This window comes from Cardiobacterium sp. Marseille-Q4385 (assembly GCF_916618745.1).
GTDB lineage: Bacteria > Pseudomonadota > Gammaproteobacteria > Cardiobacteriales > Cardiobacteriaceae > Cardiobacterium.
The window spans coordinates 150,825-163,523 of the sequence record NZ_OU745373.1; the positions used below are offsets into that span (position 1 = coordinate 150,825).

Annotated in this window: 12 protein-coding genes and 1 tRNA gene; 12 read left to right on the top strand and 1 reads right to left on the bottom strand. The window is 59.4% G+C overall.

Annotated elements, in window-relative coordinates; all coding sequences use genetic code 11:
- The first annotated feature begins 37 nt into the window (after window positions 1–37).
- Window positions 38–703 carry a glycerol-3-phosphate 1-O-acyltransferase PlsY gene (plsY, locus tag LG374_RS00815; protein WP_225755921.1) on the top strand — a complete coding sequence of 222 codons (666 nt, stop codon included), beginning with the start codon at window positions 38–40 and terminating at the stop codon, window positions 701–703.
- Window positions 704–746: 43 nt separating this feature from the next.
- On the opposite strand, the gene LG374_RS00820 is transcribed toward plsY, so the two are convergent.
- Entirely contained in the window at window positions 747–932 is a 186-nt protein-coding gene (locus tag LG374_RS00820; protein ID WP_225755922.1) for a bacterioferritin-associated ferredoxin, read from the bottom strand.
- A gap of 113 nt (window positions 933–1,045) precedes the next feature.
- Between LG374_RS00820 and LG374_RS00825 the strand changes: the two genes are divergently transcribed.
- The 11 genes from LG374_RS00825 (at window position 1,046) to LG374_RS00875 (ending at window position 12,645) form a co-directional block, all read left to right on the top strand.
- Window positions 1,046–1,651 carry an RNA pyrophosphohydrolase gene (locus LG374_RS00825; RefSeq protein WP_370639298.1) on the top strand — a complete coding sequence of 202 codons (606 nt, stop codon included), beginning with the start codon at window positions 1,046–1,048 and terminating at the stop codon, window positions 1,649–1,651.
- Between the two features lie 187 nt (window positions 1,652–1,838).
- Window positions 1,839–2,720 (top strand): metal ABC transporter substrate-binding protein, encoded by an 882-nt coding sequence (locus tag LG374_RS00830; RefSeq protein WP_225755923.1) that lies wholly within the window; start codon window positions 1,839–1,841, stop codon window positions 2,718–2,720.
- Entirely contained in the window at window positions 2,704–3,549 is an 846-nt protein-coding gene (locus LG374_RS00835) for a metal ABC transporter ATP-binding protein (protein ID WP_225755924.1), read from the top strand. The genes LG374_RS00830 and LG374_RS00835 overlap by 17 nt, the downstream gene beginning before the upstream one ends.
- Before the next feature lie 32 nt (window positions 3,550–3,581).
- The gene (locus tag LG374_RS00840; RefSeq protein ID WP_370639320.1) at window positions 3,582–4,379 is read left to right on the top strand and encodes a metal ABC transporter permease; all 798 of its coding nucleotides are present in this window, start codon (window positions 3,582–3,584) and stop codon (window positions 4,377–4,379) included.
- The gene (locus tag LG374_RS00845; protein WP_225755926.1) at window positions 4,376–5,203 is read left to right on the top strand and encodes a metal ABC transporter permease; all 828 of its coding nucleotides are present in this window, start codon (window positions 4,376–4,378) and stop codon (window positions 5,201–5,203) included. The genes LG374_RS00840 and LG374_RS00845 overlap by 4 nt, the downstream gene beginning before the upstream one ends.
- A gap of 357 nt (window positions 5,204–5,560) precedes the next feature.
- The gene (locus tag LG374_RS00850; RefSeq protein ID WP_225755927.1) at window positions 5,561–6,517 is read left to right on the top strand and encodes a YgcG family protein; all 957 of its coding nucleotides are present in this window, start codon (window positions 5,561–5,563) and stop codon (window positions 6,515–6,517) included.
- Between the two features lie 67 nt (window positions 6,518–6,584).
- Window positions 6,585–6,660, top strand: a tRNA-Thr gene (locus LG374_RS00855).
- A gap of 241 nt (window positions 6,661–6,901) precedes the next feature.
- On the top strand, window positions 6,902–8,149 hold the full coding sequence (gene pepT, locus LG374_RS00860; protein WP_225755928.1) for a peptidase T: 1,248 nt from the start codon (window positions 6,902–6,904) through the stop codon (window positions 8,147–8,149).
- A 126-nt stretch (window positions 8,150–8,275) separates the two neighbouring features.
- A complete protein-coding gene (gene dcuC / locus LG374_RS00865) occupies window positions 8,276–9,652 on the top strand; it encodes an anaerobic C4-dicarboxylate transporter DcuC (protein ID WP_225755929.1) in 1,377 nt (458 codons plus the stop codon).
- A gap of 286 nt (window positions 9,653–9,938) precedes the next feature.
- The gene (locus LG374_RS00870) at window positions 9,939–11,465 is read left to right on the top strand and encodes an AbgT family transporter (protein ID WP_225755930.1); all 1,527 of its coding nucleotides are present in this window, start codon (window positions 9,939–9,941) and stop codon (window positions 11,463–11,465) included.
- Between the two features lie 16 nt (window positions 11,466–11,481).
- Window positions 11,482–12,645, top strand: coding sequence for a M20 family metallopeptidase (locus tag LG374_RS00875; RefSeq protein WP_225755931.1), 1,164 nt, complete (start codon window positions 11,482–11,484; stop codon window positions 12,643–12,645).
- The last annotated feature ends 54 nt before the right edge of the window (window positions 12,646–12,699 follow it).

The following is a 12,699-nucleotide window of genomic DNA, read 5'->3' on the forward strand; positions in this document are numbered from 1 at the left end:
AATGATTTTTTCTGAATTATCGCACTCAGGGGGTGTTATGCAACATTTTCTTTTTTGCTTTTTCGGCGCAATTGCCGGCTATGTTTGCGGCTCGTTATCTTCGGCGGTGATTGTCTGCCGTGCCATGGGTTTTGGCGATCCGCGTACGCTCGGCTCAGGTAATCCGGGGGCGACAAATGTGTTGCGCATTGCCGGGGAAAAGGCTGCTGCCATCACCCTGGCAGGCGATTTGCTGAAAGGCCTTATCCCTGTTGTGGTTTTCATCATTTTGCGTCGTTTTTTCCCGGCCGGCATTGATGATTTGGTGATTGTGCTGGTCGGTCTTGGTGCGTTTTTCGGCCATTTGTATCCGATATTCTTCAATTTTGAAGGTGGCAAAGGGGTGGCAACGGCTTTTGGCGTATTGCTTGCCTGGAATCCCATCGTCGCCCTGCTTGGCGCCGCTATTTGGGGCGCAGTGTTTTACAACACGCGCATTTCTTCGCTTTCCGCCTTGTCTGCCGCTGCCTTTGTTGCGATCGCCTCTATTTTTTATACGCCGGGGAAAGACTGGGCCTATATGTTGACGGCGGTATTCATCATCGTCGGCATGCTGTTCTACCGGCACCGCAGCAATATCGAGCGACTCCTTAAGGGTGAGGAGGCTCCGTTTGGCGGCGGCAAGATGAAAGACCCGTTTGCGGATGAGGACGATGACGAGTAATTGAGTCTATAAAAAAGCCCCGGAAATCCGGGGCTTTTTTGATTCAGGCTGCGTGATAAACCGCTGGCTTGGCGTGGGATTCAACCAGATTTTCCACCGTCTCGCAGCATCTGCCGCAGCAACTGCCTGCGCCCAACGTGGCGGCAATGGCGGCAGTGCTGTCATGTCCCTGGGCGATAGCGTCAATGATTTGGCGATCGGTAATGCCTTGGCAAATACAAACGTACATGTGGATGGGAAGTAATGTTATTTGAATTTAATGTAACGGCAAACCGCCGTATAGTCAAACCTTTTCACGGGTGGCGCGTTGTGCGGCGGCGGCGCATATGAAAGAATAGCCACATGGATAATGATCAACCTGATAACAATATTTTTGATGCAAAGGGCTACCGCTTTAATGTCGGTATCGTCCTGCTTAACGCACACAACCAGGCTTTTTGGGGACGCCGCAGCGGGCAGGATTCCTGGCAATTCCCGCAGGGCGGGATTAACGCCGGCGAATCAAGCGAACAGGCGATGTGGCGCGAGCTCTTTGAGGAAACCGGCCTTGGCCCGGCGGATGTGTCGTTGCTCGGCGAAACGCGCGACTGGCTCTATTACCGCCTGCCGGTGCGCTACCGCCGCCGCCGTCGCCCCGGCATGGTGCAATGCATCGGGCAGAAGCAAAAATGGTTCCTGCTGCGCCTCGAAAGCGGTGATCCGGCGGTGAATTTGCACGCCTCCGGGCAACCGCCGGAATTCGACGAATGGTGCTGGATTGATTACTTCGCGCCACCCTCGCAGGTTGTGCATTTCAAACGCAAGGTTTATCGCCAGGCACTAGACGAATTGGCTCAACTGCTGCCGCCAGATGCCGTGCAACGACCGCTGTCCCCGCCACAGCAACACAGCGCAACGGCATCGGCGGACAAACAAAAGGCGCCGTCGTTTGCCCGTATGAGGAAATAAAAAAGCCCGCAGAGCGGGTTTTTTCACGCCAGACACCGCCTGAACACCCAACAAGCATCACGGAACATCCGCCAAATAATGATTGAAAATTACAAATGCGAGAGTTTCCTATTTACAGCAACTATATAACAGCGTATCGTAGTGCACGGGCAAACACCCAATTTTTCACACATTTTTAACGAGGTTTATGATGAAAAAACTCTTTTTCTTGTTGTTTTGCGGCTTTTGCGCACCGCTTTTTGCCGCTGACAAGCCGTTTACCGTGGTTACCACCTTCACCGTCATCGCCGATATGGCGCAAGAAGTCGCGGGTAATGATGCACAGGTACTGTCCATCACCAAGCCGGGCGCGGAGATTCACGATTATGAACCGACGCCGCAGGATTTGGTCAAGGCGCAGCAGGCAGACTTGATTCTCTGGAACGGACTCAATCTGGAACGCTGGTTTGAGCGCTTCTTTGCCAACGTCAAAGGTGTGCCGTCCGTGGTCGTGACCGAAGGCATCGAGCCGATGTCCATTCACGGCGGCGATTATGACGGTAAACCAAACCCGCACGCCTGGATGTCGGTCGCCAACGCCAAAATCTATGTGCAAAACATCGAAAAGGCGCTCGCCAAGCACGATCCCGCTCATGCTGACAACTACCACAAAAACGCCGCCGCCTATCTCGCCAAACTGGATGCAATGGATGCCAAGCTGAAAGCGGAAGTCGAAAAAATCCCGGCGGAACAACGCTGGCTGGTTTCCAGCGAGGGCGCATTCAGCTATCTCGCCAAAGATCTCGGCTTCAAAGAAGCCTATCTGTGGCCGATCAACGCTGAACAGCAGGGCACACCGCAACAAGTCAGTGCACTGATTGAAACCGTCCGCGCCAACAAAATTCCGGTGGTATTCAGCGAAAGCACCATTTCCGACAAGCCCGCAAAACAAGTCGCGAAAGAAACTGGCGCCAAATACGGCGGCGTGCTCTACGTAGATTCCCTCTCAACCGCCGACGGTCCGGTGCCGACCTATCTCGACCTGCTCAAAGTAACCACGGATACCGTCATCAATGGCTTCCAACCCTGACTCGCCCTTGCAGCCTCCCTCGCTTGCGGTAGAAAACGTCAGCGTTACCTACCCGAACGGGCACCGCGCCATCGAAAACGTCACCTTCACCCTCGAGGGCAGCACCGTGTGCGCCCTCGTCGGGGTGAACGGCTCCGGCAAATCGACCCTGTTCAACACCATCATGGGCATCGTCCGCCCGCAAACCGGCACGGTGCAGGTCAATGGCCTGCCCGTCGCCCAGGCGATGCGGCAGAACGGCATCGCCTACGTCCCGCAAAGCGAGAATATCGACTGGCACTTCCCCATCCTCGTCAAAGACGTGGTCATGCTTGGCCGCTACGGCCACATGGGCTTCCTGCGCCGCGCGCGGCCGCAAGACCACGCCGCAGTCGCTGCCGCGCTGGAGCGCCTCGGCATCGCCGATCTTGCCGGACGGCAAATCGGCGCACTCTCCGGCGGGCAGAAAAAGCGCGTCTTCCTTGCCCGCGCACTGGCTCAGGAAAGCCGCATCATCCTCCTGGACGAACCCTTTACCGGCGTAGACGCCAAAACCGAATACGCGGTAATGGAACTCCTGAAAACCCTGCGCAGCGAGGGCTACCTCATGCTCGTCTCCACGCACAACCTCGGCGCCGTGCCGCAATACTGCAACGAAGTCGTCCTCATCAACCGCAGCATCATCGCCCACGGCGGCATTGACGACATCTACACCGTTGATAACCTCGAACGCGCCTTCGGCAGCGTCCTGAAAAACATCGGCCTTGGCGACGTTGCCCCGCAAGTACGCATCATCAGCGACGACGAACACCCCGCCGTCTTCGTCGATAACCGGAACAACAACTCGTGAACGCCCTGCTCGAACCGCTCTCTTACGACTTCATGCTCAAAGCACTCCTGAGCAGCGCGGCAGTCGGCGGCGTTTGCGCCCTGCTCTCGGTGTACCTCATGCTCAAAGGCTGGTCGCTCATTGGCGACGCCCTCTCCCATGCCGTCGTCCCCGGCGTCGCGCTCGCCTACCTGTGGCGCCTGCCTTATGCCCTCGGCGCCTTCACCACCGGCATCCTTGCCGCTGCTGCCATGCTCCTCCTGAAACGCCTGCCCATGCTGCGTCAGGACGCCATCATCGGCTTCGTCTTCACCCTCTTCTTCGCCGCCGGCCTCTTCATCATCTCGCTCTACCCGACGGCGGTGAACCTGCAAGCCGTCATCTACGGCAACATCCTCGGCATCGACGACCACGACCTGTGGCAAATGCTCGCCATCTGCGCCATCTCGCTCACCATCCTCGCCCTCAAATGGCGCGACCTGATGCTGCTCTTCTTCGACGACATCCAGGCCACGACCGCCGGACTTGCCGTTACCCGCCTGCGCTGGCTCTTCTTCCTGCTCGTCAGCGCAGCCGTCGTTGCCGCCCTGCAAACCGTCGGTGCCATCCTCGTCATTGCCCTGCTCATCACCCCCGGCGCGACCGCCTTCCTGCTCTGCCGCAGCTTTGGCCGCGTGCTTGTTACCGCCTTTGCTATCGGCACCATCACCGCCGTCCTCGGTACCTACCTTAGCTACTTCCTTGACAGTATCACCGGTGCCGTCGTCGTCGTCCTGCAAGGCTGCCTCTTTCTCGCCGTCTTCACCGTCCGCCGCCTGCAACACCTCGCCGCCCTGCGCCAAAGCTCATGAACATCCTCACCGACGTCCTGCAATACCCCTTCATGCAACAGGCGCTCGCCATCGCCCTGCTGCTCGGCATCACCTGCGCCCTGCTCTCCTGCTACATCGTCCTCAAAGGCTGGGCGCTGATGGGCGACGCCATCTCGCACGCCATCCTGCCCGGCATCGTCATCGCCGCCGTCCTCGGCCTGCCGCTCATCGCAGGCGCTTTCGCCGCCGGACTCACCTGCACCCTGGCCACCGGCTGGCTCGAACGGCGCAGCACCCTGCAAAGCGACACCCTGCTCGGCATCACCTTCTCCACCCTCTTCGCCGCCGGCATCCTCCTCTTCCAGCACAGCGACAGCGACCAGCACCTCACCCATATCCTATTCGGCAACCTCCTTGGCATGCTGCCCGCGCAGCGCTGGCAAGTCATCACCATCTGCGCGCTGGTGCTCCTCATCCTCGCCAGCAAATGGCGCGACTACATGCTGTTTATCTTTGACGAAGCCCAGACCCGCCTCGCCGGCCTTTCCGTGTCATTCCTGCACACCAGCCTGCTCATCATGCTGACCCTCACCGCCATTGGCGCCATGCAAGCCGTCGGTGTCGTCCTCGTCGTCGCCATGCTGATTGCCCCCGGCGTCAGCGCCCAACTCGTCACCAAACGCTTCCACCACACCCTCGCCGTCGCGGTAGCGCTGGCGGTCGTGGCAAACATCACAGGCGTCCTCATCAGCTTCCACTGGGACGCCTCAACCGGCGCCAGCATCGTCCTCTGCCAGGCGGCAGGCTTCTTCCTCATGCTTGGATTGCGCGCCTTGCAACACATGGGCAAACGGGCGGGATAGCCCAGGATTTATCCCGCTTGGCGGCTACCCACGAACCCAGGATTTATCCCGCTTGGCGGCTGCCCGCGAATCCAGGTTTTATCCCGCTTGGCGGCAGCCCGCGAATCCAGGCTTTATCCCGCTTGGCGGCTGCCCGCAAACCCAGTGTTTATCCCGCTTGGCGGCTGCCCGCGAACCCAGGATTTATCCCGCTTGGCGGCAGCCCGTGAACCCAGGATTTATCTCGCTTGGCGACTGCCCACGAATCCAGGTTTTATCCCGCTTGGCGACTGCCCGCGAACCCAGGATTTATCCCGCTTGGCAGCTGCTTTACCCATAACGCTACAATGCCGCAGCCATCCCTGCCGAGAACGCTCCATGATCCGCATCCTCATCAGCCTTATCCTCGCCCTTTGCATCCCGGCCTATGCCGTCAGCCCCGATGCCCTCAAACTTGACCGCCCCGTCATTGACCAGGCAGAAATCCTCAGCGACGCCCAGGAAGCCGCACTTGCCACCCGACTGCGCGGCTGGTACGACGACGGCCTGATGCAAGCGGCTGTCGTCATTGTGGACAGCACCGACGGCATCCCGCTAAAGGACTACAGCCAAACCCTCTTTGCCCGCTGGCAACTGGGCGATACCAGCAAAAACGACGGACTGCTCATCCTTATCGCCCATCGCGACCACCGCTTGCGCATCCAGCCTGGGCGCGGGCTGGATGACATCCTCAGCACAGACCACCTGCAAGACATCATCAACACCCGCATCACCCCCGCCTTCAAGCGCGGCGACTACCCTGGCGGCATTGATAGCGGCCTTGATGCCATCATTTCCCGCCTCACCGCCCCGCCGCCGGCACCGATCACGCAGCGCGACTACAACTTCTTCCTGCTCACCCTGGTCTGCACCTGCGTACTCGGCTGGTACCTCGGCAAACGCCGCCGCTTCCGCATCTCCATTCCACCGCTCTGCGGCGCCGGCTGGGCGCTGTTCGGCATCTTCTATGGCGTCAACAGCGGCCTTGTTTTTGGCAGTGTCATCTTGCTCATCCTTGGCAGCACCATCCTTGCCTGGCTCCGCATCGCCTTTGGCAAAGCCCAGACGAACACCGCGGATAGCCCCGCCGGACTGGAAGATGCGGACGACGACAATGACGATGGAAATGACGGGGATGACGTGAATAAGGTGGATACAGCCGCCCGTCGTCGTGAACGCCGCGACGATAGCGACTCCTACCGCAGCACATACAACAGCAGTGATAGCGGCAGCAGCAGTTACGACGGCGGCGGTGGCAGCAGTAGCGACAACGGCGGCGCAGACGGTTCATGGTGAGGGACATCGGAAGCCTTTGCTTGCCGTTGTGTTGCCGGGGGCTTCTGTGTATGATTGCGCGCGTTTCGCCGGTATAGCTCAGTTGGTAGAGCAGCGCATTCGTAACGCGCAGGTCATGGGTTCAAGTCCCTTTACCGGCTCCATTTTTACCTTGATTTTTTTACCCCGCTGCGGCGGGGTTTTTTGTGCCCGTTTTTCATCCACTCTGCCCTTCCTGTCTATACCACTCACCTCATCGCTATACGCCTATGCCTGCTCGTCCCATTATCTATATGTGGTTTTTCGTGATAATAATGTGAATTCATTGTTTGTTGAGTGTTGTATCCACACTATTCAGAGGTAATGTGTTAGAATTCGCGCGAATTTTTAACCATGAGGTGCTATATGCCTGCTTTGATTCCGCTCAGAAAACCGCTTTTAGAACGGCTGCAACGTTATGTGAAGGTGCACACTACTTCCGATGCGGCCAGCACGACCGTGCCGACCACGCCGCAGCAGTGGGATTTGCTGCGCCTCCTGCGTGATGAAGTGACGGCGCTGGGCATGACGGAAGTCTCGCTCGACGACAAGGGCTATCTTTTTGCCACTCTGCCCGCCACTACTGACAAGAAAGTGCCGGTGCTGGGCTTCATGGCGCACGTCGATACCTCGCCGGAATGCAGCGGCGAGAACGTCAAACCGCAGGTCATCGAGAATTATGGCGGCGGCGACATCCCGCTCAAAGGCAGTGGCAAGGTGCTCTCGCCCAAAGAATTTCCGGCACTGGACGGCCTGCACGGGCACACGCTCGTCACCACCGACGGCACGACCCTGCTCGGCGCGGATGACAAGTCCGGCATCGCCATCATCCTCTCGGCGGTGGAATACCTGCTGGCGCATCCGGAAATCCCGCACGGCAAAATCCGCGTCGCTTTCACCCCGGACGAAGAAATCGGGCGCGGGCCGAAACATTTTGATGTCAAGGCCTTCGGCGCCGATGTCGCCTATACCGTGGACGGCGGCCCGCTGGGCGAATTGCAGTACGAAAACTTCAACGCCGACGAAGGCGTCGTGACCTTCTATGGCCGCAGCGTACACACCGGCACGGCGAAGGGCGTGATGGTGAACGGCCTTGCCCGCGCCTGCGAATTTCATAACCGCCTGCCTGCGCACCTCACCCCGGAAGAAAGCGAGGGACGCGAGGGCTTCATCCACCTCTACAAATTCGAGGGCACGCTGGAAGAATGCCGCCTGCGCTATTTGCTGCGCAGTTTCACCCGTGAGGAACTGGCCGACCTCGGCAAGATGCTCAGCGACACGATGGCAGCGATGCAGCGTGATTATGGCGAGCACTGCGGCAAGGTCGAAATCCACGAGCAGTACCGCAATATGCGCGAAAAAGTCGAACCGCACCGCTACGTCGTCGATATCGCCGAAAAAGTGATGCGCGATTTCGGCATTACCCCGCTTACCGCACCGATTCGTGGCGGCACCGACGGTGCGCAGATTTCCTACATGGGCCTGCCGACGCCAAACCTCTTCACCGGCGGGGAAAACTTCCACGGCGCGTTTGAATTTATCTCGCTGGATGTGATGGAACAGGCGGCAAACGTCGTCCTCGGCATCATCTGCGAATTCGCACAACGCGATTAAACAAGAGACGCGCGCAGCCGTTCGCGGTTGCGCGCGGATAAAAATAGACCTCCGCCAGGCGAATAACGATTGACCCGCCGGGCGGGATAACGACACATCCCCCGCTAATCCCACCGGAATACCCTCATGCACAGTGCCACACTCAGTATCCTCATCGGCGTCCTCGCCCTCATCGCTGCTGGCGGTTTCATCATTAAGGGTTATAACGCCAAAGGCGTGCTCTTTGCCATCGGCATCGCCCTGCTCGTCGTCGCCCTCGCGCTCGGCAACGACATCGTCAAGACCCCAAGCGGCCACCCTGTCGCCGATGTCAGCAACAGCATCTACGCCCTCTTTGAAAAACGCGGTGGCGGCCTGGGGATGATCATCATGATCCTCATCGGCTTCTCCGCCTACATGTCGCATGTCGGCGCCAACGACGTCGTCATCCGCGTCCTCTACAAACCGCTGCGCCATGTGCGCTCGCCCTACGTGCTGATGATCGGCGGCTTCATTCTCGCCGGTCTGATGTCGTTCGCCATCCACTCGGCGACCGCCCTCGGCGTCTTCCTCATGGCGACGCTGTTCCCCATCATGACCCGCCTCGGCATCAGCGCGCCGTCAGCGGCAGCCATCTGCTCGTCCACTACCGTGGTCAACCTCGCGCCGACCGCAGCCGACGTCATCCTCGCCGCCGAAAAAGCCAACGCCAACCTGATCGACTTTGCCTTCAAGACCATCCTGCCGATGTCGCTGGCCGCGCTGTTCTTCGTCGCCATCGCCCACTACTACTGGCAGCGCTATTGCGACCGCCGCGAAGGGTTGGTGCAAACCACAAACGGTACGCCGCTGGCCGGCACCGAAGCGACCGCGCTGCAAAGCGATGCGCCGCTCGGCTACTTCATCCTGCCCTTCCTGCCGATCATCGGCCTCTTTATCTTCGACGGCGTCGTCGCCGAAAAAGTCGAACTGGGCGGGCTGGTCGTCCTGACCATCTTCATCACCGCCCTGCTGGAATTTGCCCGCACGAAAAAAGCGACGAAAGTTTATGAAGGCCTCGAAGTCTGCTACCGGGGCATGGCGGAAGGCTTCTCCGCCGTGGTCGTGCTCCTCGTCGCCGCCGGAATCTTCGCGCATGGCTTGGAAAGCATCGGCTTCGTCAAGGCATTGATCGAATCCGCACAAAGTACCGGCGCGGCGGCAAACGTCGTCATGCTGGCGCTGGTCATCATCACCCTGATCGTCGCCATCGCCGCCGGATCGGGCAACGCCGCCTTCTTCGCCTTCGTCGAACTCGCGCCAAAACTCGCCGGCCAGATGGGGATCAACCCCGCCTACCTCATCGCACCGATGATGCAGGTCTCAAACACCGGACGCAGCCTGTCGCCAGTTTCCGGCGTGATGGTCGCCGTCTCCGGCGCAGCCAAAATCTCGCCGCTGCTGCTCGTCAAACGCAACAGCGTGCCGGGTCTGGTCGCGGTGCTCGTGGTCGTGGTGTACACCATGATGTTCATCCCCAAATAAGCAGCAAATCGCAGCTTGCCGCCGCTACTGCGGCGGCTTTTTTATGTTCGGCGTTTCCAGCTGGATACCCCCAACCACCCTGCCCTGTTAAACAAATTCAGCCTTTAATTGCCTAAATGCAGAATAAAAAACCATAAAAAGGACGAAACAAAGCATAAAAGTCCAAGAATCATCATTTTTTCACTAAAAAATCTTTGTCAGCTCCAGAAAGCGTGCTACGCTGTCGCGCCCGCATGAACCAGCGGTAACATCCCGGCAAACCCCATGAAAAACAAAGAGGTAACCCATGACAGCCAGCACATCCCGGCGCAGTCTCTTCACCCGTTTCCTTGACGGTGTGGAAAAGGCAGGCAACAAACTACCCGACCCGGTCTTCATCTTCATCATCCTCTGCGCCATCATCCTCATCGCCTCCTGGCTGTGTGCGCTGGCGGGCGTAACCGCCACCAACCCCGCCGACGGCAAAACCATCACCGCCGTCAACCTGCTGAACCGCGAAAACATCGTGCGCATCATCGAAGACGCAGTGAAAAACTTTGCCAGCTTCCCGCCGCTCGGCGTCGTCCTCGCTGCCATGATCGGCGTCGGCGTCGCGGAAAAATCCGGCTGGTTCGAAACGCTGATGAAAGTCGCTGTCGCCCGCGCCCCCGCCAACCTGCTCATCCCCGTCATCATCTTCGTCGGCATCATGGGCAACATGGCCGCCGATGCCGCCATCATCGTCCTGCCGCCGATCGCCGCGCTGCTCTTTCTGCGCATGGGCTATCACCCCATCGCCGGCATGGTCTGCGCCTACGCCGCCTGCCTCGGCGGATTTGCCGCCAACCTCACCGTCGGCCTCACCGACGTTCTCGCGCTGACCTTCACCCAGCCCGCTGCCGCCCTGATTGACGATAAAGTGCCGCTCAATGCCGCGATGAACTACTACTTCATCGCCGCCTCCACCTTCCTGCTGCTCGTGGTCGCCTGGTGGGTAACGGGCAAAATCCTCCTGCCGCGCATGGGGCAATACACCCCGGAAGCCGGCGTGGTGACAAACGATGATGGCAGCGTCAGTCCCAGCGAACGCAAAGCCATGCGTGCAGCGAATTACACCCTGCTCGCCATGCTCGGCCTGCTGCTCATCCTGACCATGCCGGAAGGCGCACTGCTGCGCAACGCCGCGACCGGCAGCCTCATCGAAAAATCCCCCCTGATGAACGGCATCGTCTTCATCATCGCCCTGCTCTTCTTCTTCCCCGGCCTGGTCTATGCCTTCGTCGCTGGCAGCGCCAAAAGCGGACGTGACATATCGCGCATGATGGGCGACTCCATGGCAAACATGGGTACCTACATCGTCATCGTCTTCTTCGCCGCGCAAATGCTCGCCTTCTTCAACTGGAGCAACCTCGGCATTATCATCGCTATCAAGGGGGCAACCGCCCTGGGAGGGCAGAACGGCATCACCCTCATCCTCGGCATCATCGCCCTCTCGGCAGGCATCAACATGCTCATTGGCAGCGCCTCGGCCAAATGGGCTATCCTCGCTCCTATCTTCGTGCCGATGATGATGCTGCTCGGCTACCACCCTGCCTTCACCCAAATGATCTACCGCGTCGGCGACTCCATCACCAACCCCATTACCCCGATGATGCCCTACATGCCGCTGCTCCTCTCCTACGCGCAGCGTTACAGCAAAAACATCGGCATGGGCACCCTCATCGCCGCCCTCATGCCCTACACCATCGCCTTTGCCATCTTCTGGACCCTGCTGCTCATCGGCTGGTACCTGATGAACTGGCAACTCGGCCCGGGCGGCTTTATCTACCTCTAAACCCAGGAAAACCACTATGGAACAATACCTGCAACAACTCACCGCATGGCGCCGTCACCTGCACCAGCATCCCGAACTCTCCTTCGAAGAAGTGGAAACCAGCCGCTTCATTGCCGAAGAAATGGGCAAACTCAAACACGCAAGCCGCATCGAACGCCTGACCCCGACCAGCGTCGTCGTCGTCTTTGCCACCGGCAAACCCGGCGCCAAAATCGGTCTGCGCGCCGACATAGATGCCCTGCCCATCCAGGAAGAGCGCGACGACCTGCCCTTCCGCTCGGTGAACGACGGCAAAATGCACGCCTGCGGTCACGACGGCCACACCGCCATCCTGATGGCCGCCTGCCGCTACTTTGATGATCACTACGACCAACTCAGCGGCGAAATCCACGCCATCTTCCAGCACGCCGAAGAAAAACTGCCCGGCGGCGCGCGGGAAATGGTCGCCACCGGCTACTTCGATGACTTCGACTTCATCTACGGCCAGCACCTCTTTTCCACCTCGCCTGTCGGCATCCTCGACATCAAAGACGGCATGGCCAGCGCCAATACCGACGCCTACTACCTCACCATACGCGGCAAAGGCGGACACGCCGCCATGCCCGAAGGCAGCATCGACCCCGTCGTTATCGGTGCCCAGTTCGTTACCCTGCTGCAAAGCATCGTCGCCCGCCGCGTCTCGCCGCACGATGCCCTAGTCATCTCCAACACCGTCTTCCGCGCCGGCCACGCGCAGAACGTCATCCCCGATAGCGCCGAACTCGTCGGCAGCGTCCGCACCACCAGCGAAGAACACCGCCAGTTTGCGCGCAAAGCCATCGAAGACCTCATCAAAAACCTCTGCGCGGCAAACGGCGCGAGCTACGAACTTGACTACCAAATCGGCTACGACGTTACCTGGAACGATCCGGCGAAAACCGCCATCGTGCGCGAACTCGCCACCGCCCGCTTCGGCGCAGAACACATCGTCAGCCTGCCGGGCATGATGGGCGGTGAAGACTTCAGCGCCTTTGCCCGCTGTGCCCCCGCCACCTACGCCGTGATCGGCTCTGGCGCGCCCAACTTCGACTACCCGCACCATCACCCCAAATTTGGCCTGGACGAACGCTGCTTCGCTATCGGCCTGCAAATGATGATTGACGTCGGCATGAACAGTGCCCGCTTCAAGTCACAGATTTAACCCCCATGCCAATCACAGGAACCCTCCCATGAATCTCATCCGCCGCTTCCTCCT